Annotated in this window: 20 protein-coding genes; 7 read left to right on the top strand and 13 right to left on the bottom strand. The window is 64.5% G+C overall.

Going from position 1 to position 22030, the window contains the following annotated elements:
* Positions 1–53 precede the first annotated feature (53 nt).
* Positions 54–1184 carry a mandelate racemase/muconate lactonizing enzyme family protein gene (locus ACX80C_RS14070; RefSeq protein ID WP_459327078.1) on the top strand — a complete coding sequence of 377 codons (1131 nt, stop codon included), beginning with the start codon at positions 54–56 and terminating at the stop codon, positions 1182–1184.
* On the opposite strand, the gene ACX80C_RS14065 is transcribed toward ACX80C_RS14070, so the two are convergent.
* From ACX80C_RS14065 to ACX80C_RS14030, 8 genes are read right to left on the bottom strand one after another with little or no spacing between them, the layout of a single operon-like run.
* Positions 1163–1984: an HAD family hydrolase gene (locus tag ACX80C_RS14065; RefSeq protein ID WP_459327077.1), complete on the bottom strand. Its 822-nt coding sequence runs from the start codon at positions 1982–1984 to the stop codon at positions 1163–1165. The genes ACX80C_RS14070 and ACX80C_RS14065 overlap by 22 nt on opposite strands.
* Entirely contained in the window at positions 1981–2781 is an 801-nt protein-coding gene (locus ACX80C_RS14060) for a serine hydrolase (RefSeq protein ID WP_459327076.1), read from the bottom strand. Before ACX80C_RS14060 ends, ACX80C_RS14065 begins: the two co-directional genes overlap by 4 nt.
* Positions 2778–3926, bottom strand: coding sequence for a serine hydrolase domain-containing protein (locus ACX80C_RS14055; protein WP_459327075.1), 1149 nt, complete (start codon positions 3924–3926; stop codon positions 2778–2780). Before ACX80C_RS14055 ends, ACX80C_RS14060 begins: the two co-directional genes overlap by 4 nt.
* Positions 3898–4818: a S66 peptidase family protein gene (locus ACX80C_RS14050; RefSeq protein ID WP_459327074.1), complete on the bottom strand. Its 921-nt coding sequence runs from the start codon at positions 4816–4818 to the stop codon at positions 3898–3900. The genes ACX80C_RS14055 and ACX80C_RS14050 overlap by 29 nt, the downstream gene beginning before the upstream one ends.
* 11 nt (positions 4819–4829) lie before the next feature.
* Positions 4830–6563 carry a dipeptide ABC transporter ATP-binding protein gene (locus ACX80C_RS14045; RefSeq protein ID WP_459327073.1) on the bottom strand — a complete coding sequence of 578 codons (1734 nt, stop codon included), beginning with the start codon at positions 6561–6563 and terminating at the stop codon, positions 4830–4832.
* Complete coding sequence (locus ACX80C_RS14040) at positions 6563–7471, bottom strand: ABC transporter permease (protein WP_459327072.1); 909 nt, start codon at positions 7469–7471, stop codon at positions 6563–6565. Before ACX80C_RS14040 ends, ACX80C_RS14045 begins: the two co-directional genes overlap by 1 nt.
* On the bottom strand, positions 7468–8508 hold the full coding sequence (locus tag ACX80C_RS14035) for an ABC transporter permease (protein WP_459327071.1): 1041 nt from the start codon (positions 8506–8508) through the stop codon (positions 7468–7470). The genes ACX80C_RS14040 and ACX80C_RS14035 overlap by 4 nt, the downstream gene beginning before the upstream one ends.
* Before the next feature lie 8 nt (positions 8509–8516).
* Positions 8517–10379 (bottom strand): ABC transporter substrate-binding protein, encoded by a 1863-nt coding sequence (locus ACX80C_RS14030; RefSeq protein WP_459327070.1) that lies wholly within the window; start codon positions 10377–10379, stop codon positions 8517–8519.
* Between the two features lie 87 nt (positions 10380–10466).
* Between ACX80C_RS14030 and ACX80C_RS14025 the strand changes: the two genes are divergently transcribed.
* Complete coding sequence (locus tag ACX80C_RS14025) at positions 10467–11774, top strand: M20/M25/M40 family metallo-hydrolase (RefSeq protein ID WP_459327069.1); 1308 nt, start codon at positions 10467–10469, stop codon at positions 11772–11774.
* Between the two features lie 34 nt (positions 11775–11808).
* Here the strand turns inward: ACX80C_RS14025 and ACX80C_RS14020 are convergent, their stop codons facing one another.
* Entirely contained in the window at positions 11809–13008 is a 1200-nt protein-coding gene (locus ACX80C_RS14020) for a PucR family transcriptional regulator (RefSeq protein ID WP_459327068.1), read from the bottom strand.
* A 124-nt stretch (positions 13009–13132) separates the two neighbouring features.
* Here ACX80C_RS14020 and ACX80C_RS14015 point away from each other — a divergent pair, with 124 nt between their 5' ends.
* From ACX80C_RS14015 to ACX80C_RS14005, 3 genes are read left to right on the top strand one after another with little or no spacing between them, the layout of a single operon-like run.
* Entirely contained in the window at positions 13133–14827 is a 1695-nt protein-coding gene (locus ACX80C_RS14015; protein WP_459327067.1) for an amidohydrolase, read from the top strand.
* The gene (locus ACX80C_RS14010) at positions 14814–16139 is read left to right on the top strand and encodes an MFS transporter (RefSeq protein ID WP_459327066.1); all 1326 of its coding nucleotides are present in this window, start codon (positions 14814–14816) and stop codon (positions 16137–16139) included. Before ACX80C_RS14015 ends, ACX80C_RS14010 begins: the two co-directional genes overlap by 14 nt.
* Positions 16140–16147: 8 nt before the next feature.
* Positions 16148–17413, top strand: a complete 1266-nt coding sequence (locus tag ACX80C_RS14005) for an ArgE/DapE family deacylase (protein ID WP_459327065.1) — start codon at positions 16148–16150, stop codon at positions 17411–17413.
* A gap of 69 nt (positions 17414–17482) precedes the next feature.
* Here ACX80C_RS14005 and ACX80C_RS14000 read toward each other — a convergent pair whose 3' ends face one another.
* The 3 genes from ACX80C_RS14000 to ACX80C_RS13990 all read right to left on the bottom strand — a co-directional run bounded on the left by ACX80C_RS14000 (position 17483) and on the right by ACX80C_RS13990 (position 20549).
* Positions 17483–18763 carry a M20 family metallo-hydrolase gene (locus tag ACX80C_RS14000; protein ID WP_459327064.1) on the bottom strand — a complete coding sequence of 427 codons (1281 nt, stop codon included), beginning with the start codon at positions 18761–18763 and terminating at the stop codon, positions 17483–17485.
* Between the two features lie 169 nt (positions 18764–18932).
* Positions 18933–19859 carry a CPBP family intramembrane glutamic endopeptidase gene (locus tag ACX80C_RS13995; RefSeq protein WP_459327063.1) on the bottom strand — a complete coding sequence of 309 codons (927 nt, stop codon included), beginning with the start codon at positions 19857–19859 and terminating at the stop codon, positions 18933–18935.
* Positions 19860–19913: 54 nt separating this feature from the next.
* Positions 19914–20549, bottom strand: a complete 636-nt coding sequence (locus ACX80C_RS13990) for a hypothetical protein (protein WP_459327062.1) — start codon at positions 20547–20549, stop codon at positions 19914–19916.
* 93 nt (positions 20550–20642) lie between these two features.
* Between ACX80C_RS13990 and ACX80C_RS13985 the strand changes: the two genes are divergently transcribed.
* Positions 20643–21254 (top strand): TetR/AcrR family transcriptional regulator, encoded by a 612-nt coding sequence (locus tag ACX80C_RS13985; RefSeq protein ID WP_459327061.1) that lies wholly within the window; start codon positions 20643–20645, stop codon positions 21252–21254.
* A 180-nt stretch (positions 21255–21434) separates the two neighbouring features.
* Complete coding sequence (locus ACX80C_RS13980; protein WP_459327060.1) at positions 21435–21731, top strand: hypothetical protein; 297 nt, start codon at positions 21435–21437, stop codon at positions 21729–21731.
* A gap of 30 nt (positions 21732–21761) precedes the next feature.
* On the opposite strand, the gene ACX80C_RS13975 is transcribed toward ACX80C_RS13980, so the two are convergent.
* Positions 21762–22007 (bottom strand): AbrB/MazE/SpoVT family DNA-binding domain-containing protein, encoded by a 246-nt coding sequence (locus ACX80C_RS13975; protein ID WP_459327059.1) that lies wholly within the window; start codon positions 22005–22007, stop codon positions 21762–21764.
* Between the last annotated feature and the right edge of the window lie 23 nt (positions 22008–22030).

The raw sequence follows: 22030 nt of genomic DNA, 5'->3' as shown, positions 1-22030 counted from the left end.
CTACAACTTACTGATAGGTATCGTAGTCTTTCTACGTAGAAAGGTGACCCGCTGTGACGCGACCATCGACTCCCGCGGTTACTCTTCGCGCCCAGCCCACCACGGTGCCGCTGGTCAGGCCTTTTGTCACCGCCGTCAGACGCGCCACGGTACTGGAAACGGTTCTGGTTCAAGCCACCGACGACGACGGCCGCGTGGGCTGGGGCGAGGCCCCCATCAGCGCAGTCACCAAAGCAACCACTGCCGGTGTGATGAGATCTGTGCACGGCCCGCTTCAGGATCTTGTGGCGCATTCAAACACGGCTGACCACGCGGAGGCCTTGAGGCTCCTTAGCCTTTCTTCCGAATCCGGAGCCGCGAGGATGGCGGTGGACTGTGCGCTCCATGATCTGGCAGCGCAGCGGGCAGGGATGCCGCTCTACCGCTACCTTGGCGGCCGCTCTGCCCGGATTACCACCGATATGACGCTCTCCGTGGGCGATCCTGCGACGTTGTCCCGTGCAACCAACCAACATGTCGCCGAAGGTTTCGACTGCATCAAGGTCAAACTGGATGCCAATGGCGACCCGGTAACGCGGATGCGCGCGGTGCGCGAGGCCGCCGGCCCAAAGGTCCGCCTGAGGGTGGACGCCAACCAGGCCTTCACCGCCGAAGACGCGGTGCGGATCATCACCGCCCTGGAAGACGCGGACCTCGGCGTCGAAGTGATCGAGCAGCCGGTGCGCGCCGATTCCCTGGAGGATCTCGCCTATGTCACCCGCCGCGTGGGCATTCCGATTATGGCGGATGAGTCAGTGTGGACCGTCGATGACCTCCATAAACTCATCGACCTGCAGGCTGCGGACCTGGTGAACATCAAGCTGGCCAAATCCGGAGGAGTCTTCGTAGCCACTCAGCTGGCCCGGCTTGCCTCGAGCGCGGGCCTTGGCATGCTGGTTGGCTGCATGATCGAGAGCACCGTGGGCATCAGCGCAGCAGCGAGTTTCGCCGCGTCGCTGACCGGAAGCTCAGAGCCCTCGACGGCGGCTGGCACAGTCCCACAGGATCTGGACGGTGGTCTGTGGGTGGACTCATCGCCGGTTGCCGGCGGCGCCAGGTATGAAGCGAACGTGATCGAATTACCCGACGCGCCCGGATTGGGGATCTCCGCGGCACCCGTCGGTCAGGAAACAGCGGTCCGCTGAGTAGCAAGTGCGCCCACCAGCTGGGCTGCCGCCTCCAGGTCAGGAGCGACGGCGTCCGGCACCAGCTCCGGCGGAAGGTCGCCCCGTTGCGCTGGAGGGTCGATGCGCCGTTCGGCCGCATGCTGAACCCAGAGGTACTCAAGCAAAGCACCGCGCTTAGCGTCGTCGAACCGTTGAACCACTCCTGAAACCGGTGCGTCCTTCCGCAGCAACATGCTCAGGGCTCCGCTTCGAGCGGACCCTGCAACATCATGGTCCAACCTGTCACCCACATGGATGTGCAGGTCCGCTGTGCCCCTGGCGAATTTGAACACTGCTCTTCCCGGCTTGGCCGAACCGGCGTCGTCGGACGTGACGATGCCATCGATCACCGGCAGCAGACCCGCACCGGCAATGACCGGTTCCTGGAAAGCCCTGCGCCCGTTGGTGAGGATGAGCACCCGCCAGCCCGCCGCCCGCAGACTGTCAAGCACCGCGGCAGTCCCGGGGTGGAGCAGGCGGGTACGTTCCGGCACTTCCTCGAGCCGCTGGACAATGCGCGCTGTGATGGCCTGCTCGTTCCTCTCGAACCCAAGCGTGCGCGCCACGGCTGCAACCATCGAGGACCAGCCGTATGCAGCATATTCGTCCACCAGCAGGAGCTCTTCGTGGCGGCGCAGCACATCCAGGTACAGCTCGTCCGCGGAGGGTCCGGCGATCGTGCTACACGCCTCCCGCAGCACTCCGGCAAACGGGCCTTGAATCAGTGTTCCGTCCAGGTCAAAACTGATGGTTCGGGCCTGTTGATGGCTTGCGGTCATCTCGCTGCCCACAGGTCCCAGGCCATCGTGGATAGTGCGGTGATTGCCGCCGTCGCGCTCTCTTCCCCATAAGCGCGGGTGCAAACGGCGAGGACGTAGCCCTCGTCTGAGCCGTACGGCAGGACGAACGCCACATCATGGCGGATGCCCGTCACCCAGCCCGATTTGCTGCCCCAGTCCGTACCGGCCGGGAGGACCGGACCGAGAATTCCGTACTCCTGGGCGCGGAGGAACTCCAGCATCAGCCGGGTACTTTCCGGTCCGGCTGCCCGCCCGGAGACAATCGCGCACACCATGTTGGCCAGGTCCGTCGCGGTGGTCTCCTGGGTCAGACCACCGTCGAGTCCGGCAAGGTCACCGAAAAGCCGTTCCATCTTCGAGGAAGCCGCCCCGCATACCTCAAGCGCATTGTTGACTGACGGCAAACCGATCAGATCCACAACCAGATTGGTGGCTTCATTGGAGGACACGGTAATCATGCGTCTGAGGACCTCCCGCAGAGGCATCTCACTGCCGACGGTTGGGAGTCCCTCGTCTATTTCGCCGGGTTCGCAGGTGAAGGTACCTGCACCGGGCGCGGCGCTGCGGAAGCTGATCCGGACGGTGACCGGCTGGTCCAGGAAGAGCCTCCCGGCGTCGACCTCCCGCAACGCAGCTACGAGTACCGCGAGCTTGATGGTGCTTGCCGCATAGACAACCGTGCCTGCGTCCCGTTCGGCCAACGTCCCTCCGCTGAGGGTGGTGAGGTGAAATGAGATGTGCGGGACGCCGTCGCTGTAGTCGGATATGACGCTCATCCGCGCGCCCCCACTGCTGCCGCGGCATATACGGCGTCGGCGACGGCGGAGCGCAGCGGAGCCATTTCGGACAGAGTCCGGCTGGGATGGACCCGGTTGGTCAGCAGCACCACAGTCACTGACGCGTCGCGGTCCACCAGAAGCGAGGTACCGGTGAAGCCGTTATGTGCGCGCGCGTTGGTGCCGGAACTTCCCATCCAGTCCAGCTGACCAATCCTCAGCCCGAGTCCATGGCCGTACCCGGGGCCACCCTGCTCAAGGTTGTCCCCAAGTACCCCCGGGAGCTGGTCCAACCAGAATTCCTGTGCCAGCGGATCTGAGAGCAGCGACGCCGTATCGGTGCGCAGTATTTCCCCGAACGCGAGCAGTCCCTCGGCAGTGCCGAAGAGACCGGCGTTTCCGGCGCTCCCACCGAGGGCGCAGGCGCTTTCGTCATGGACCACGCCTCGCACGGCTCCCCTGCCGAGTTCCGGCTGGCACTCGGTCGCGGCGCAGGCGGCCGCGTCCGGGGAGTAGGTCAGTGTCGCGGTTCTCGCATCCAGTGCGCGGAGCCGCTGAAGAACGAGCCTGTCCACCAGGTCCGCCCACGACGTTCCGGCAGCCGTTTCGGCGAGCGCCAGCACGGTGTTGAAACCCACGCAGGAATAGTTGAAGGCGGTGCCCGCGGGCGCTGCCAGCGGTGTGGCCAGCAGGTCCTCCAGTAACTCGTCGCGGCCAGCGGAGGGCATTCGCTTCCAGCCGTCCCACACCCCCGGGAGGCCCGAGGTATGGGTGAGCAGGCGGCGGAGGGTGACCAGCGCCTTGCCCTCCCCCGTGAAGCCTGGAAGCACTTGTCGGACCGGCTCGTCGAGGGCCAGGACGCCGTCGTCGACCAGGCGCAACGCGGTCACCGCGGTGAAGATCTTGGTGACCGAGGCGAGGTCATAGACGGTGTCGGTCGTGGCGGGCACCCGCTGGCCTGCGGTCAGGGGCGCGCCGTCGTCGTCGTACGCCACCGCATCGCCGAGCGCGGCCGGGCCCGCCTGCGTGCCCCGCACGCTGTACGCGAGAACGGCCGACGGCGTTACCCGGCTGCGCACGGCGGTTTCGAGGATGCGTTGAAAGTCGGCGCCAATCTCAGGTGAGGACAAGGTGTGGATTCCCATCCGCGGTAAGGGTTGCATGGACACCGAGCGGAATGCTGTGGGCACCGGGTCCATGACCGAAGCCGAGCTCCCACACGAGCGGGATCCCGAGCGGCACCAGCAGCTCCTTGACAAGCGCCTTGACCTCGTGAAGCTCACCGCACTTGAGCCACGAGCCGAGGGCGATCCCCGTCAAACCCTCGAACCAGCTCGCACGCAGCAGTGTATGCAGGAGTGCGTCCATGCGGTAGATATCCTCGGTGATATCTTCGAGCAACGCGATCCGGCCGGTGTTATCCGGGACGGGTTTAGCTCCAAGTGTCATCGCCAGGAGACTGAGGTTCCCGCCGGTGAGTCTGCCGGTTGCCTTGCCTTCCACCAGTGATTCGGCGGTGCTCGCGATATAGCTGCGTCCGGCGTACGGGGTGAACAGCGCTTCCTGTAGTTGTGCCTGTGCCACCGGGTCATTCAGCAGGGCGTCTGTGGCGACCATCGGGGTGAACCAGGTGGCGAGCTGGAGGTTGTCGGCCCAGTACTCGTGCAGCGCCGTTGCGTCGGAGGAACCAATGAGTGGTTTCAGCCTGGCTGCGCGCAGTTTGCCGGCATCCAGGAGGTCCAGGATCCGGACTGAGCCGTATCCGCCTCGGATGCAGAAGACCGCGTCGATGTGATCGTCGCACCACATGTTCTGCAGGTCTTCGGCACGGTGCCGGTCTTCCCCCGACAGATACGGCGCGCGGGGATGTGCGTCCCGGACATGGTCTCCGAGCACCGGTTCCAGCCCCCAGCCGCTGAGCAGGGACACTGCCCGGTCCAACCGGTCAGCGGGGGCAGGGCCCGACGGCGCCACCAGGCCCACGCGGTCCCCCGCCTTCAGCGGTCCAAGCTCCGGGTGGGCTCCAGTCTCCCTCAACGGGTTCTCCCTCAACGCACGCCGTCCTGAACCTCGTCCTCGAGTGGCTGTTCCTTCAGCGGGACGCTGCTGGTCGCGACAGGTGATTCACGGGTTGGGACCACGCTGAGCAACCGCCGCGTGTACTCGTGCTGGGGATTGAGCAGCACGTCCTCCACCGGCCCTTCCTCCACGATGCGCCCCTGGTACATCACCACCACACGGTCGGCAATGTTCCACGCGAGGCCCAGGTCATGGGTAATGACGAGCGCTCCGAGACCGAGCTCGCACTTCAGCTTCAGCAGCAGGGCCAAGACGCCGGCACGGACAGAGGCGTCCAGGCTCGCTACCGGTTCGTCCGCAACCAGGAACTCCGGGTCAAGGGCGAGCGCGCCGGCAATCACAACCCGCTGGCGCTGGCCTCCGGAGAGCTCCTGCGGAATAGCCGTGAAGTACTTCTCCGGCGGATTGAGCTCCGCTTTGGCCAAAGCCGCGGCAACAATGTCCCGCTCGTCGCCGTCGAGCTTGTGCAATCGTGGCCCTTCAGCGACTGCCTCATACACCGAATGCTTGGGATTCAGGGCAGCCGTTGGATCCTGGAGTACAAACTGCACCGCCCTGCGGTAAGCCTTGAGGGCTTTGCGCTGATGGGACAGCGGCGTACCTTCGAAGAGGACTTCTCCGCCCGTGGGTTTCTGAAGGCCAAGCAGTGTCCTGGCCAGAGTGGTCTTGCCGGAACCGGATTGCCCCACCAGCGCCACGATCTCACCGGTATTGCACGTCAGGTTGACCGAATCCACTGCCTTGACCGCACCGGAACCGCGCCTGTTGAACATCACCGACAGGTTGCGGGCTTCCAAGGCAGGACGGCCTTGATGGGCCGCAGCCTGGCGCTCGGCCGGTTCCGCGTGCGGGGCGTTCGAGGCGGTGTAGGTAGGGAGCTTCAGCCGTGAAGAAAGATCGCCGATCACGGGAAACGCGGAAGCCAGCGCCTGGGTGTGCGGATGCTGGGGAATGCGCATAATCTCCAGCGACGGGCCCTGCTCCACGATCCTGCCGTCCTGCATCACAACAATGCGCTCACAGGTGGCCGCCAGGACCGAGAGGTCATGGCTGATCATGATCAGCGACAAGCCACGGTCGCGGACCAGCGCGGTGAGCAGATCAAGGACCTGCGCCTGTACGACGACGTCCAGGGCCGTGGTCGGCTCGTCCGCAATGATCAGGTCCGGCTCGCAGGCCAGCGCCATGGCAATCATGATGCGTTGCTTCTGCCCGCCGGAAAGCTCATGCGGATAGGACAGCCCCTTTGCCCGCGGCAGCCCGACCTGCTCCAGGAGCTCATTGACCCGCGTAATCCGGGCGGATTCCTGCTTGTACTTCGCGTCCGCTCCCTTCGCGTGGATGATCAGCGCTTCGGCGATCTGGTCGCGGACCTTGCGCACCGGGTTCAACGAGTGCATGGCACCCTGGAACACGATGGAGGCCTCCGTCCAGCGCACTGACCGCAGCCGTCCCCAGGTCAGGTCGGAAACGCTCTCATCGCCGAGCAGGATCTTTCCCTCGACCTTTGCGTTGGCAGGCAGCAGTCGAAGGACGGAAACCGCGAGGGTGGATTTGCCGCAGCCGGATTCACCGGCGAGGCCCACAGTGGAGCCTGGCTCCACCACCAGGCTGACGCCGTCGACCGCTGCGATTTCACCCCGGCCGCTTGCGGTCTGCGTGGTGTAGGTGATCCTGACATCCTGGAATTCAAGCCGCAGCATTAACGTCCTCGCAGGGTGGGATTGATGACGGACTCGAGCGCGCGGCCCACCAGGGTGAAGCAGAGCACCACCACAACAATCGCAATGCCGGGCGGCATCACGTACCACCAGTACCCTCCGGTGGCTGCTCCGGTGTCCAGGGCAGATTTGAGCATGGCGCCCCAGGAGATGCTGCTGGGATCGCCCAGACCCAGGAAGGACAGCGTGGATTCGGCGATGATGGCCGAGCCTACGGTCAGCGTGGTGTTGGCAAGCACCAGTGGCATGACGGCGGGCAGCACGTGCTTGGTGATGACATGGCCGTCGCCGGCACCCAGTGCCCAGGCCCGTTCAATATAGGGGCGGGACTCCACTGTGAGTGTCTGCGAACGCACCAGCCTGGCCGTGCCGGCCCACGAGGTCACGCCGATTGCGACGACGATGGTCGCCACGCCCGGGCCGATCACGCTGGAGAGCACGATCGCCAGCACCAGTCCCGGGACCACGAGGAAGAAGTCGATGATGCGCATCAGGACCGCTTGGGTGACTCCGGTGAAGTGACCCGCGGCCATGCCCACCACCGTGCCGATCACCATGGAGACAAGTGTTGCGGCGAAGCCCACCACCAGGGAGATCCGGGCTCCCCAGATCAGGAGGGCAAGTACTGACCGCCCGGCCGGATCGGTGCCCAGCGGATTCTCGAGGCTGGGGGGATCGTTCTGCGGTGAGGTCACCTGCGTGACATCGAGAACGCTGGGCGGAGCAAACAGCGGGATCAGGGCGGCCAGCGCAATCACAAAGACCAGGATGATCAGTCCGGTGAGGCCCGCACGGTTTGAAGCAAATTCCTTCCAGACCTCCACTGCACGCTGACGACGGCGCGCGGCAGCGACGTTGATGCGTTTGCCCTGGGCTGCGGGGGCGCTCATGCGGCACGCAGCCTGGGGTCAAGGACGCGGTAGAGCAGGTCCGCGAAGAAATTCATCAGGATCACGATCGAGGAAAAGACCACAAAGGTTCCTTGCAGCAGCGGGAAGTCAGGGGCTGAGAGTGCCTGGAAGGTGAGATAGCCGAGCCCGGGCCAGGAGAACACGGTCTCCACGGTGACTGCGCCGCCAACCAGCCCGCCGAGAGTGAGGAAGATCAGGGTGACTGTGGGCAGGAGCGCGTTGGGCACTGCGTGTTTGGTGCGGACTTCGTCCTCACGCAGGCCCTTGGCACGCGCCGTCATCAGGTAATCCGAGGTCATTTCCTCCAGCAGCGACGCCCGCATCACCATCAGGTACTGGGCGTACACCACCGCCACCATGGTGATGACCGGAAGGGTCATGTGCCGGATGATGTCCCAGATCAGCGGCAGGCCGGTTTCTGTGGTGCCTGCGGTGACCAGGCCTCCGGTGGGGAACCACTGCAGTCCTCCACCGAAGAACAGGAGGAGAAGCAGTCCCAGCCAGAATGTCGGCACCGACCAGAAGACCAGCGCAAGTCCGGTCTGCGTCCGGTCGAAGAGACTCCCCCGGCGCCAGGCAGCCCGCTGTCCCAGCCAGAGGCCAAGAACCACGGAGATGATCGCGGCGGTCCCCGTCAGGAGCACCGTGGGACCGATCCGGGTGGCGATGAGATTCACCACCGGCTCGTTGTAGGTATAGGAGTAGCCCAACTGCCCCTGGAACAGTTCCGTCAGATACCGCCAGAACTGTGCGAGGAGCGGGTCATTCAAGCCAAGCTGCTCACGCAGGATGTCCATTTGCTCAACACTGACCCGGCGCCCGTCCGCGAGGGAGCGGACGGGATCGCCGGGCAGGATGCGGAATGCGAAGAAGCCCAGCAGTACCACCATGATCAGCGAGATCAAGGCCCCGCCGGCTTTCATGGCGACGTACTTCCACCATGAGGATGCCCGTGGCGGCTCATCCGTACTGTTGTCCCCCGGGACCAGATCCTGGGTGCTCAACGCATCCGACATGACAGGTGTTACTCCCGCTCGTCTGCGGTGGCGCGCCTGCGCTTGACCAGGAAGAACGCCAGCAGTCCGCCGATGAGCAGCACACCCGCAATCGGCAGGATGATCGCCGCGGGGTTGGTGGTGGAGGCCGCGCCCTCAGCTTCGATCGAAGCGACGGGGGTTGCACTGTAGATTCCCCACGGCCCGTTCTGTCCGAGGATTACTCCGCCCTCAGCGGGCTGGGTGACGAACGGCTCGAAGCGGTCCGAGCGGTAGGCTTCCAGGGCGTCGGCGTAGTAGAGCACGTTGTTCACCGCGGCGTCGTAGATGAGTTTCTGTGCTTCGACTACAAGTTCGCTTCGGCGTTCTTGGTCCAGTTCGGTGTGCTGGGCTGCGTAGATTTCGTCGAACTCCGGCGAGCACCAGTTGGATTCGCTCGTTGCGCCGGTGCCATCGGCATTCGGGCGGGACGAGCACTGGTTGATGGACATCTGGAAGTCCGGGTCCGGGCCGATGCCCCAACCGGTGAAGTACATGTCGTAATTTCCGAGCACCGAATCGTCGTTGACCTGTGCGGGTGCCTTCATCTCGCTGGTAACTGAGATACCGATGTCCGCGAGCCACGGGATGATGAAGTCGGCCATCTGCTGGTGCGTGGGGTCCGAGTTGCGGCCCATGAGGCGCAGCTCCAGCGGGTTGCCTTCGAGGTCAAGGCGCACGCCGTCGTCGCCCATCTCGTAGCCTGCTTCATCGAGGATCCGGTTGGCTTCCTCAGGGTTGAAGGCGTAGGGAAGTTCCTCCGTATCCCAGTGGTACAGCGGGTAGACGGCTGGGATTTCACCGGTTGCCGGTGTTCCCAGTCCTTCAAGGACCCGTTCCAGCAGGGTGTTGGAATCGATGGCCATCACAATGGCTTTACGAAGTTCCACATCCTGCAACGCCGGATTGCCGTTACCCATGTCATTTCCATCAATGTCCTTGGTGCCGGAGTTGATGTTCATTGCCTGGTAGCGGCGGCCCGCACCGGAATTGGTGGTGATGTTCTCTTCCGATTCCAGTGCCTGGAACTGCGCCGGGGTCAGCCCATTGATCATGTCGATCTCGCCGGTGAGCAGCGCCTGCACGGCGGCGTCGCCGTTACGGTAGGGAACGTAAGTGACGCCGTCGATCTTGGCCTCGCCCTGCCAGTAGTTGGGGTTCGCCTTCATCGTCACGCCGGAGGTCGGGTTGTAGTCCACTACGGTGAACGGTCCGCTGCCCACGGCGTCGGATGAGTTCTCGAAGGTCGCTGGATCCTCGACTTCGGACCAGATGTGTTCCGGGACAACCGGAAGGACGGAACCCGGGTTGGGTGCCTGCGCCTCGTTCAGGGTCAGCACCAGGGTGTAGTCATCGACTGCCTCGACGGAGACCACGTTTTCAAGCAGTGAACCATTGGCCTGCTTGAGGGTGTCGTTCTCCTGGATCGCCTGGAAGGTCCATGCGGCGTCGTTGGCGGTCAGCGGTTCACCGTCGGACCAGACGCGGTCCTCCGCGAAGGTGTAGGTCCAGGTGATGCCGTCCTCGGAGGTCTCCCAGGATTCCGCCATCTCAGGGATGACCTCGTTGTTCTCGGCGCTGTAGCCCACCAGGCCCTCGTACTGCAGTCCAAGGATGTTGGTGCTGGTCGCGAGGATGGCGATGAAAGGGTTCAGCGAGTCAATGTCCCCGGTGAGGGGCAGCTTGAGGGTTGTGCCGGACTCTGCTTCTGTTTCAGCGGCGGAGGCGCCTGAAAGTGCCAGGCCACCGGGCACCAGCCCAATGGCAGCCGTGGTCAGTAAGGCTCCGATTTTGCGGAAGAGCGGGATCCTGCGCGCCCCGGGGCGAGTGGAAGTGCGGTTACTGGTCATCATGTCTCTTTCGTTGATGCCGGCGGAAGAACGCCATGTAGTTAAGTTACGCAACTGTTTTGTGTGTCGCAAATCACTTACACTCGTGTCGTGGACCCCGTTGAACTGTGCGCTGAATTGATCCGTTTCGACACCACCAATTGGGGTGAGGGAAAGAGCGAGGGAGAGCGGGAAGCGGCCGAATACCTAGCCGGCCTGCTCACGTCCGCGGGGTATGAGCCCGTTATCCTCGGCCCCACGCCTGAACGCGCGTCGACAGTGGTGCGAGTGCCGGGGCTCGACCGCACACTTCCAGCGCTGCTGATCCACGCCCACCTCGACGTTGTTCCGGCTGAACCGGCGCAGTGGAGCCTGGACCCGTTCGCCGGGGAAATTCGGGACGGCTACGTCTGGGGCCGCGGCGCCAGCGACATGAAGGACATGGTGGCCATGACCCTTTCCACGCTGCTGCGCTGGGCGGAAGACGGCGTGAGGCCGCGCCGCGACGTCGTCGTTGCCTTCGTTGCGGATGAGGAGGACAAGGGTGACTACGGTGCACTGTGGCTTGCCGCCGAGCATCCGGAACTGTTTGACGGCGTCGAAGCCGCCATCGGGGAATCGGGCGGCGTTGCACAGTTCCTCACCGCAGAGGACGGTTCAGAGGTGCGCCTATATCCCGTGGCGGCAGCGGAACGCGGCACACTCCACATGCGGCTGACGGCCACCGGAACGTCCGGCCACGGCTCACGTCCCAACCCGGATAACGCGGTCACCCACCTCATCGGGGCGCTCCACCGGGTGAGCGAATATGCCTGGCCGATTGTGCTTACCCCCACCGTTCGTGCGTATCTGGAGCAGACGACGGCGGCTCTCGGCTTTCCCGCAGACCTCACCACCGACGCAGGTGTGGAAGCTGCGGTGGACCGTCTGGGCGATGCCGGCACCGTGGCGCGCACCACCATCCGCTGCTCCGCCACACCCACCGTGCTCGACGCCGGCTACAAGGTCAACGTCATCCCCGGGACGGCGTCCGCCGACCTGGACGTCCGGTGCCTGCCGGGCACCGAAGAGGAGACCCTCGCCGTGATCGACGGGCTGCTCGGCGGGCGGGTGACCCGGACGTTTCTGTCCCACCAGCCACCGGTCCAGGCGCCGGTCGATTCGCACTGGTTCGACGCGATGAAGGCGGCGCTGCTGCGTCACGATCCCGCCGCCGTCGTTGTTCCCCGTTGCATGGGCGGTGGAACCGATGCCAAGGCGTTCGCGCCGCTGGGGATCGATTGCTACGGGTTCTCGCCGCAGGGCGCGGATCCGGAGGGCCGCACCTCTGACGGAGTGCACGGCGTGGATGAGCGCGTGCCCGTGGAGTCACTGCGCAGCGGGCAGCGGATCCTGCAGGACTTCCTCGAGCAGGTCTAAGGTTTCGGCGGCCAGCATCAACGGCCTGAGCGCGTTATGCTCCCGGCGGGAACTGGACCTGGAAAGCGGCGAGCACGGTAGCGGCGTCCTGCGGATTGGTCGGATCGAAGCCGGTCAATTGTTCGAACCGGGCGATCCGGTTGAGCACCGTATTCCGGTGGCAGTACAGCTCGCCCGCCGTTTCAGACACCGACCCGGAGCGAAGGTACGCCTGGACAGTCTCGATGAGCCGGTCCCTCTCATGGGAGGAAATCGCGGCAAGCGGCCCCAGCACGGTGTTGGCCAACACGGTTCCATACTCCCCCAGCCGGGTGGCGGCGACCTGCCCCCACGTGTCCCGCACCGTGTGCCGGCCAGGTCGGCCGGCAGTCACTACCGGCAACGAGTCCAGCGCAATCCTGAGCATGAGCGGCACCTCCGCCAATGAGTGGGCCGGGGGCGCCACGAAGCAGTCGAGCAGGGCAAGCCAGGGACGCGTCCCCTCTGGTTTCCGTCCTGCCCGCGCGGGAACGTCCTCAAGAATGAGGATGAGCACGCCGTCGCGCTCGTGCAGATACTGCTCGACGCCGGCGCGGACCGCTTCGGCCCGGAACGCCTTTTGAGCGTCCACAGCCGCAACGGCAACAACGAAACTGCTCTCCGGCTTCACACCGAGTGCGCGGGCAGCCTGCCCCAGCACCTGCGGGTCCTTTCCGTCCGAGCCGACGAGCCGCGACAACAGGAACGCCCGCTGCGTCTCCTTTTCCTGCGCCATGCTGGCCAGCTCGTTGAGGTAGCCCGCATGCGCCCGGATGGTGTGGAACTCCACCGCTTCCCAAACCCGCACCGCGTCCTTCGTGAGTTCCGGCAGGGATCCTTCCGGAACCTTCTCCAACATCACGGTCCAGAGCACGCGGAAGTCCATGCGCACTGCGCGCAGGAGCGATTCGAGGGGCACGCCCTGGTGTGCACGGCGGTGTCCAAGTGCTTCGGACATCGCGGCCAGCCGTTCGGGAACGGGAAGGTCACCGATCAGGCGCAGTAGCAGTTCCATCGACGCTACAGCTGTTTCCCGCAGATCCTGATCCACAACGGCTGCGCCGCCATAGCCGTCAATCGTCCGCACTTCCTGCAGGTACTCGTCAGCAATGCGGTCTATATCGGCGAGGCAATCAGCTACAACGTCCGCTATGACAGGCCGGGAGACCGGGTTCTGAAGGTCACCGGCTCCACCTGAAACCGCATTGTTGGGCATATGCCCATTGTAGGTGCGCAGCACACTGTGTTCACCCATTGTTTGACGACGTGATGCAGGCCACCATGGAAGGAGCCGTTGCGCGCGGCCGCGCCTTCTATCCGAAAGACATCCTTCAAAGACCATGCTCGATCTGAAACTTGTCAACGCCAGCATTTTCACCATGGCGGATGCCGCTCCCAGAGCGCACTCCATGGGAGTGCTCCATGGGCGAATCGTAGGGTTCGATGACGACGTCCTGGCACTTCCGGCGCGGCGCACGCTCGACTGCGCCGGCGCCGTCGTCGTTCCCGGCTTTGGTGATTCACACAATCACATGGCGTGGTTTGGGCAGTCACTGGCCGAGCTGGACCTGTCCGGCTGCCGGACTTTGGACGAACTGTACGACGCCGTCTCCGGCTTTGCCCTCAACCTTCCCGAGGGTGCGTGGGTAGTGGGATCGGGTTATGACGACACCGTCATGGACGGGCATCCCCACCGCAAGGACCTGGACCGGGCAGCGCCCGGCCGCCCGGTGTGGCTCAAGCACCGGTCCGGCCACATGTGCACCGTCAACACCGGGGTGCTTGAACAAGCCGGTGTCCTGGACGGATCAGCCAATACTCCTGAAGGTGGCACGATCGTTGAGGATTCAGACGGACCCACGGGGCTGCTCGAGGAGCAGGCCCAGAAGCTGGTCACCGCACTGGTGGTCCCCTACCCGGTGAACGATCTGGCGAAGGCGATCGGCGCCGCGAGCGAGGTCTACGCCTCCGAAGGCCTGACGCACGTCGTGGAGGCGGGCATCGGCTCGGGCTGGATCGGCCGCACTCCCGTTGAACTTGCTGCCTATGTGGAGGCCCGACGCCGCGGCCGCCTGTTGACCCGGGTCCAGTTGATGGCGGCCAGCGACGCCCTGCACCCGGTGCAGTCCCATCCGTCAGACGGAATCACCTTCGGACTGGACCTCGGCATTGCTTCCGGATTCGGTGACGATCACATCAGGCTCGGTGCCATGAAGATTTTCATTGACGGATCCCTCATCGGCCGCACCGCTGCCGTGACCGAACCGTTCTGCGATCATGACCACGGCACAGGCAGCTTCCAACTCTCCCTTGAGGAGCTCACTCGGCGGATTGTGGATGCTCACTGTTCGGGATGGGATGTCGCGGCCCACGCAATCGGGGATTCGGCCGTCGACGTGGCGCTGGATGCTTTTGCCGCCGCGCTGGAATTGCTCCCACGACCCGGCGCGAGGCACCGGATCGAGCACGCCGGCATAGTGCGGCCCGACCAGCTTGCGCGGTTCGCGTCCCTGAACGTCACACCGGTTCCGCAGCCCCACTTCCTCTACGAGGTGGGCGACACGATGGCCGACGCCGTCGGCACCGAACGCGAACCTTGGGTGTACCGCCACAAGTCCTTCCTTGACCTCGGCGTCCGGGTTCCCGGCAGTTCCGATCGGCCGGTCGCATCCGGGGCGCCCCTGCTCGGTATGCAGTCGATGGTGACCCGACGCACCTCCGGCGGAGCGACGATTGGCCCCTTGGAACGCGTCGACGCCGAGACCGCCCTGCGCGCTTACACGGTCGACGCCGCCTGGACGGCAGGCGACGAAGACCGGCGGGGAACGCTGGAAACTGGGAAACTTGCCGACTTCGTTGTGCTGTCCGACCACCCGGCTGACGTCCCTGACGAGGAGATCGGCTCAATCACCGTGCTGGCCACCGTGCTCGAAGGCACTTGCATCTACGGGCACGACTACTTCAACAAGCTACAGACCACCGTCCCATCCCAGCACCATCCCGAGAGGCAGAAAACTGATCATGCAACCACATGAGACAAGTAAGGGAGAGGAAACGGCCGTTCCCGTTGTCAGCGGAGCGGAGGCGGGCAGGATTGCCCGCGCTGCTTTCGTTGGCACCGCCCTCGAATGGTACGACTACTTCCTCTTCGGCACCGCCGCAGCAATCGTGTTCAACCGGCTGTTCTTCACATCCCTCGACCCGACCGCTGCAACGTTGGCGGCTTTCGCGACCTTCGGCGTGGGTTTCGCTGCCCGGCCGCTGGGCGCCGTCCTGTTCGGGTACATCGGCGACCGCATGGGCCGACGCCCGGCGCTGCTGATCACCATCGTGGCGATCGGCCTGGCCACCGGCCTCATCGGTGTGCTGCCTGACTTCGGCAGCATTGGCCTCGCAGCACCCGTGATGCTCGCCATCCTGCGCCTGGTGCAAGGCCTCGCGGTGGGCGGCGAGTGGGGAGGTGCCATGACCATAGCGGTGGAGCATGCCCCGATCGAGAAACGCGGACGGTATGCCGCACTGGTGCAGGTCGGCTCCCCGGTCGGCACGCTGATGTCCTCCGGCGCATTCGCGTTGGTGCTGCTCATGCCCGCTGACGTCTTTGATTCGTGGGGCTGGCGCCTTCCGTTCCTGGCTGCGTTCCCGCTGCTGCTGATCGCCCTGTACATCCGGTTGAAGGTCGAGGAATCACCCATCTTCAACGAGCTGGTCAAGCTCGAAGAACGCGCCAAGATCCCGGCTGTTGATGTCTTCCGCCAGGCTTGGGGCAGGCTGATCGTTGCCATCGCGGCCGCTTTCCTGGGCGTCGGCGGATTCTACATCATGACAACCTTCGTGATCAGCTACGGCACCGCGACCCTCGGCCTGGATCGCCAACTCATGGTGAACGCAACCCTGGTTGCCGCCGTCGTGCAGATTGGAATCATCCTTGTGATCGGCCGCATCAGCGAGAAAATCGGGCCCGGCAAGATGACCTTCATCGGCGGTCTTGTGACTGCAGCCGCAGCCTTCCCGCTCTTCTGGATGATCGACACCCGCAACCCGGCCGCCATCATCCTCGCCGTCACGCTCGGCATTGCACTGCTCTCGGTCGCCTACTCGGTCACCGGTGCCCTGCTGACGGAACTGTTCCCGCCGCGGTTGCGGTACAGCGGTGTGGCACTGGGCTACAACCTGGCCGGTGCGCTGAGCGGGTTCCTGCCGCTGATCGCCGTCGCACTGCTGGAGGTGTCGGACGGCTTGTCCTGGACGGCTTCGCTGCTGCTGATCGTGGTATCGCTGATCACCGCTGCCGGCGGATTCTTCGGCGAGCGCCTCCGCGTCAAAGACAAAGCGATCGTCCGGTAGGGAGACCCATGTTGAATCCAGAAACCGCGCGCCGGATCACCGACGCCGTCGATACAGCCTTCGACCGCCAGCTTGAGTTCACCGCAGAACTGATCCGGCATCCCTCTCTGAGGGCCGCCGAGTCCAGCGCGCAGGACCTCATGTTCACTGAGCTTGAATCCCGCGGGCTCACCATGGACCGCTGGGCGCTCGACGGCGATGCACTCGCCGGGCATGTGGGCTACGGTCCCAGCACTGTGGCCTTCGAAGACCTGACCAACGTGGTGGGTACCTACAGGCCCCAAGAATCAAGGGGGCGTTCCCTTATCCTGAACGGGCACATCGATGTGGTGCCGACGGGACCCGAGGACACCTGGGAGCGCAGCCCCTGGGATGCCGAGATCAAGGACGGCTGGATGTACGGCCGGGGTTCCGGTGACATGAAGGCGGGGCTGGCGGCCAACCTTTTCGCGTTCGATGCCATCCGCGCTGCCGGGCTTGAACCGGCAGCAACCATCCACTTCCAGTCAGTTGTGGAGGAGGAATGCACCGGCAACGGTTCGCTGGCCGCGCTCCAGCGGGGGTACACGGCAGACGCCGTCGTCATACCGGAACCGGAAGAGAACATGTTGGTGCGTGCCAACGTGGGGGTCATCTGGTTCCGCGTCCGTGTCTCCGGCAAACCCACCCATGTGCGGGAGATGTCATCCGGCTTCAATGCCATCGACGCGGCCTACCCGGTCATGGGCGCTCTCCGGGAACTCGAAGCCAAGTGGAACGCGGATCAGGGCAGCCACCGGTACTTCGAGGACGTACATCATCCGATCAACTTCAATATCGGCATGATCTCCGGCGGTGACTGGCCCTCGAGCGTGCCGTCCTGGTGCGAGTTCGACGTCCGTGCCGCGCTGTACCCGGGAATCGCCGCAGCTGATGCCTGGGGCGAAATCGAGGAATGCCTCCGGAACACCGGTTCGGAGGCCAACGTCTCGGCCGAGCGGACAGGGTTCTTTTCGGAGGGCTACGTGCTGGAGGAAGGCTCGGAGGCCGAGGCAGTACTGGCGTCCGCGCATGAGGGCGTCTTTGGCTCGGCGCTGCAAAGCTTCACAACGCCGGGCTACCTCGACGGGCGGGTCTTCACCCTGTACGGCGGGATCCCCGCGCTGACGTACGGGCCCGTGTCGGAAGCGATTCACGGTTTCGATGAGCGGGTGCACATAGAGTCCGTGCGCAACGTAACCAAGACCATTGCCCTGTTCATTGCCGACTGGTGCGGTGTGACCGAGTCCGCGTAAGGACTGGCTGCTATCCATACGGAGGGAGCCCGGCCGATTGGCCGGGCTCCCTCCGTATGTAGGTGGGGTTTAGCTTTCGAGCTCGCCCAGGCAAAGGCTACGGACGACGTCGGTCAGCACGCGCAGGCCGCTGATGATGTCCTGGTCGGTGGTGTACTCGTGCTCGTTGTGGGAGATGCCCTCCACTGAGGGAACGAACAGCATCACGGTGGGAACGATGTCCTTCAAGTTGGTGGAGTCGTGTCCAGCCAGCGTCTTGACTCGTTTGTAGGTCAGCCCGCAGTTTGCTGCGGTCTTTTCCGCCAGGGCCACTCCCTCGGGCTGATACGGAGTGACCGGCCAGCAATGGGATCCGGTCTTGCGAATCTCCACCCGGGCAGCTTTTTCGATCTGCCCGATGCGGTCATGAAGCTTGCGGTCGGCTTGGGCGAGGATTTCCTCGTCGGCGGACCTCAGGTCAAGGAGGAGATTGACCAGTGACGGGACAACCACGGGCGAGTTGGGGTAGACGTCCAGCTGCCCCACGGAGGTGTGGAGGGCGCCGTCGGGAAAGTGATCTGCGATCTCCCGGGCCGCAACCACGAGCATCGATGCTCCCAGAAGCGCGTCTCGCCGGTCAGCGATGACGGTTGAGCCCGTGTGCCCCTGTTCGCCGTGGACCTCGAACTCGTACTTGTTGGCCGCCCAGTTGGAGTCGACAACGCCGATAGTGATGCCGTCGCGTTCCATGCTGCGGCCCTGCTCGATATGGATCTCGGCGGCGTAGGCGGCCTTCGGTCCGGGTCCCTGGCCCAGTGAGGCGGTTGCGTCCAGCGCTTCACGGACGGTGATGCCCGCGGGATCCGTGATGTCGAGTACAACTTTGGGCGTCATCTTCCCGGTGTAGACGGAGCTGCCCATCATGGACGGTTTGAAGCGGGCGCCCTCTTCGTTGAACCAGTTCACCACTGCGAGGTTGTAACGGGGAGCCGTTCCGTCTGCTTTCCACTGTGCTGCGAGTCGGAAGGCGGCGTGCGCGGCAGCGAGGACACCGTAGGCGCCGTCGTACCGTCCAGCGGTCGGCTGGGAGTCCAGGTGGGAGCCGACCAGCACGTACGGTGCGCCGGGCTGCAACTCCAGCAAGCCGAACTGGTTACCCACCTGGTCGAAGGAGACCGTGAACCCGTTGCCCTGGAGGAGTTCGGTCAGCCAGGCGCGCTGTTCTCCGTCTGCCGGTGAGCCCGCTTGCCGTTCCACTCCCCCTCCCGCGGTGGCACCAAATGTGCACAGGGTGGCGAAGTCCCGCAGGAACGCGGCGTCTGCTCCGGTGAAGTTGGTGGGATCGGGATTCGGCACAGCACCGTTGCTCATGATTGGAAGTCCTTGTCTAATCGATGGTTCGACCATCGTTTCAGGACAACGCGCGGCGGTCAGTGGCGCGGGACAACCGGTTCAGGCGAGTGGATTGTGATTCTGCACATCCGGCGATCAGCGGGAACCTTCAGGAGCAGGGCAGACAAGTCGACAACGCTGGGACGGATCAGGGTGTCGTCTCCGGTCCGGTTTTCCGTGTAGTCCACCAGACGCCCGCTGTAATCGCGACAATCACGGCCGCCGGCACGAGGTTGGAGGCCGTACCGACAACATCGGCACGGCTGCCCAGCGCAGAACCGAAATCGACGTGGAGGGCGGTCCCGGCGGTGAACGCGACGGTGTTCAGTACGGCGTGCAGCAGCACGGCGACCTCAAGCCCGCCCGTACGCCAGGTGATGATGGCGAGTCCGGCTGCAAGGACGAAGTACCAGACGAGGAGGTACGGGTCTGCTGAGCCGTGTATCGCGGCGAAGATCGCGCTGGTGAGCACGACACCGATGATCAATCCAAACCGTGAGCTACGGGTCCATCCACCGACGACCCGGAACGCGAGACCACGAAAACCGTACTCCTCACCCGCGGCCTGCAGTGGGGTCAGGAGCAGCGAGATCAGCAGGAACGCCAGCAGGTCTGTTTGTGACCACGGCACCTGCTCGCCCGGTGCCAGGAAGCCGAAGAGCGTTACGGCGACCCAGATCGGAGCGACGAGGACCAGGCTTCTTCCGAGGACGCCGAAGCGGAACCGCGACATGATCGAGTGCAGGGCGGGGCCGGGCGTGCCGTAGAGCCAACGCTGGATCAGCATGCTCCAGGGGACGAGTGCCGCGAGCGACAGCATCGCGGCCGCGTGCCGCAGCGGGGTGTAACCGCTGCGTCCCAGGAGCTGTTCGTCGATGATGACCGCGCACAGGTTCAAGGCGACGGCAAAACCGACCAGGCCGGCCATGAGGAGGGCGATGGCCAGAATGCCGCGCCCGACCCGACGTCGCTCGCCCGCAAGCGCGCGGTGGTACTCGACTCCGCTCGGCACTGGCTTCCGCAGCGCTCGAGGTTCGTCATCGCGAAGCAGCCAGCTGGTTTCGATCAGGGCCATGTCGTCTCTTTCGTTCGGGGCCGGTCCAGGGCTGAGGCGGTGGCCTCGCGCGAATTAGTTCGCAAGGCTGTCGATCCAGGTGCTGCGCAGTCGGAGCGCACGCTCGATGCTGGCGAGCGCTGTCGCGACACCGAGGGAAATGTTCGCCCAGAGTGGCAGCTTTACGAAGGGCTCGATGTCGCCGAACGTCGCCTGGATCGGTGGGATCTGCGAGATCGGGTCGATCAACTGCAGGAGCCCGAGTGTCACGCCGATGAGCACCAAAATCGTCGAGGCAACCGCGATGCTACGGCTGAGGTGAGGACGCGTCCGTTCGAGCCGTGCTCTGCGTCCCTCTGCAGAGGCGGGGTCCGGCGTCAGCAGCCGTTCGGACCCATCGGCGGCGATGAAGTGGCACCGTTTGATGCCGAAGCCGCCGAGCGCTACCTCAATAACGCCCCCGTCGATCGGGAAGCGAGCGGGTACCTTCGAGACGGCATGCTGCAAACCGTCGCGGTACAGCCGGGCCCGCACCTCGCCGTCGTGGCGATCGCCCCACTGACGGATGTCGACGGCGTAGCTCAACTCAGGCGTGCGGAGCAGGAACAGCGAGCGGTTGAACAGCTGCCACCAGCGGAACCGCGGCAACGGCTGACCGTTCCCGGGGCGCACACGCCGCTCTGCCCGGTGTTGGCGCCATCCCTGCATCATCCTTGCTCCTTGCATGGTCCGTAATTAGCACACTGTACTAGTTCGTTTGCCACGCTATCACAGTGTGCTAGTAGACTGGTTGCGGAGGGAACAATGACGACAGCAGAGAAGAGCACGCGCGACCGCATCCTGATTGCGGCGGCGACAATGCTCGGTGAGAATCCGACAGCCAGGTTGAGCGTGCGTGCCGTCGCCACCCGTGCCGGCGTGAGCACGGGCTCGTTGCGTCACTTCTTTCCGACACAACAGGACTTGATCGACTCCGTGGTCGCGGGTATCTATGAGGTTGCCAGTGACGGCGAGCCCATCCGCGACAGTACGAGGTCGGCGGAGGATCGCCTGATCGCCTGCCTGCAGCAGATCCTCCGCCACGTCGGCGCGGGCGAGCAGGCTCGCGAGATGTGGCGCGGGATCCACCGGGCCTACCTGGAATCCACCCCTTCCGTGGGAGATGCGCAGACGTATCTGGCGCTCGAGCGAGGCGGCCGGCGTCGCATCGAGCAGTGGTTGCGGGTACTGAGCGACGAGGGCGCGATCGTTGCGAAGGACCTTGAGGCGCTGGCACGGTTCCTCAGCTCCGTGCTCAATGGCCTGTCGATCGAGCGTGCGCTCCCTGCTGACGGACCACGCGCCGCGTTCGAGCAGGAAACGCTGCGCGTCGCTGTGACCGCCGTACTCGGCAACGGTCGTGTTGCGGCTGAGTGAGTTTCTGGCCAGTGCCGTGAAAGCTGTGGCCACTGTTCACCAGGCGCTAACTGAGCCTCTGCTTGTTCATGGGGCTTGAGGATCTGGTTCGTGTCATCAAAATCTGACTTCTTGGCATTGACAGTGGCTCCCAATTGAGGACGATCAAAGGTACACACCGGCTCGACGACGGAGGACACCATGGCAGCGAACGACGACAACACGAACCTCCCGATCCAGGTCGAGTTGGTCCCCGATTCCGTTGACCCCGCATTGCGCATCCCGGGTGCGGTCGCGGCTGCCGCGATTGCTCCGAGCGCGGCGCTCGCGTTTTTCGCGCCCGACGACGACGGCGCCTCACCCTACGCCGATCCGTCGGCTTTGCGCGCCGGCGGCTCGGGCGAGACCTACGCGGGGGTGGCGGAAGCCGGACCTGAGGGGGACTACGCCGGGTCCTTGGACGCCGGCGCAGCGGATGGCGGCGCAGGCGGCGAGTAGCCTCAGCTGATCAGTCTCATCCCCTGACCCTCAACCGCGACTTCCAGCCTCCAGAGCAATTGCGTGCTCGAGCTCTTCTAGAGAAACCGGCTTCCGTCGGGATTCATGGAAGACGCCTTGAAGAGACTTCAACGACGAACGAACCGGCTTCATCACGGCAGCGCCTTTACCTGCCAGCACGAACTCGATCTGCGACCCGGTCTCGAGCGCGAGCTTCTGCCGAATTTCCAAAGGAATGGTTACTCTTCCCTGACTCGTGACCTTAGCGATTGCCATGCCCCATACTACTTCTTGCGGCC

The sequence above is a fragment of the Arthrobacter tecti genome (assembly GCF_054511355.1).
This window is presented reverse-complemented; position numbering and strand designations above follow the sequence as displayed.

Coding starts and splice junctions, on each gene's coding strand:
- ACX80C_RS13980 (WP_459327060.1), top strand. CDS start 21,435: ATGGCAGCGAACGACGACAACACGAACCTCCCGATCCAGGTCGAGTTG.
- ACX80C_RS14010 (WP_459327066.1), top strand. CDS start 14,814: ATGCAACCACATGAGACAAGTAAGGGAGAGGAAACGGCCGTTCCCGTT.
- ACX80C_RS13995 (WP_459327063.1), bottom strand. CDS start 19,859: ATGGCCCTGATCGAAACCAGCTGGCTGCTTCGCGATGACGAACCTCGA.
- ACX80C_RS14060 (WP_459327076.1), bottom strand. CDS start 2,781: ATGAGCGTCATATCCGACTACAGCGACGGCGTCCCGCACATCTCATTT.
- ACX80C_RS14030 (WP_459327070.1), bottom strand. CDS start 10,379: ATGATGACCAGTAACCGCACTTCCACTCGCCCCGGGGCGCGCAGGATC.
- ACX80C_RS13990 (WP_459327062.1), bottom strand. CDS start 20,549: ATGATGCAGGGATGGCGCCAACACCGGGCAGAGCGGCGTGTGCGCCCC.
- ACX80C_RS14055 (WP_459327075.1), bottom strand. CDS start 3,926: ATGGGAATCCACACCTTGTCCTCACCTGAGATTGGCGCCGACTTTCAA.
- ACX80C_RS14040 (WP_459327072.1), bottom strand. CDS start 7,471: ATGAGCGCCCCCGCAGCCCAGGGCAAACGCATCAACGTCGCTGCCGCG.
- ACX80C_RS14065 (WP_459327077.1), bottom strand. CDS start 1,984: ATGACCGCAAGCCATCAACAGGCCCGAACCATCAGTTTTGACCTGGAC.
- ACX80C_RS14045 (WP_459327073.1), bottom strand. CDS start 6,563: ATGCTGCGGCTTGAATTCCAGGATGTCAGGATCACCTACACCACGCAG.
- ACX80C_RS13975 (WP_459327059.1), bottom strand. CDS start 22,007: ATGGCAATCGCTAAGGTCACGAGTCAGGGAAGAGTAACCATTCCTTTG.
- ACX80C_RS13985 (WP_459327061.1), top strand. CDS start 20,643: ATGACGACAGCAGAGAAGAGCACGCGCGACCGCATCCTGATTGCGGCG.
- ACX80C_RS14020 (WP_459327068.1), bottom strand. CDS start 13,008: ATGCCCAACAATGCGGTTTCAGGTGGAGCCGGTGACCTTCAGAACCCG.
- ACX80C_RS14005 (WP_459327065.1), top strand. CDS start 16,148: ATGTTGAATCCAGAAACCGCGCGCCGGATCACCGACGCCGTCGATACA.
- ACX80C_RS14000 (WP_459327064.1), bottom strand. CDS start 18,763: ATGAGCAACGGTGCTGTGCCGAATCCCGATCCCACCAACTTCACCGGA.
- ACX80C_RS14035 (WP_459327071.1), bottom strand. CDS start 8,508: ATGTCGGATGCGTTGAGCACCCAGGATCTGGTCCCGGGGGACAACAGT.
- ACX80C_RS14015 (WP_459327067.1), top strand. CDS start 13,133: ATGCTCGATCTGAAACTTGTCAACGCCAGCATTTTCACCATGGCGGAT.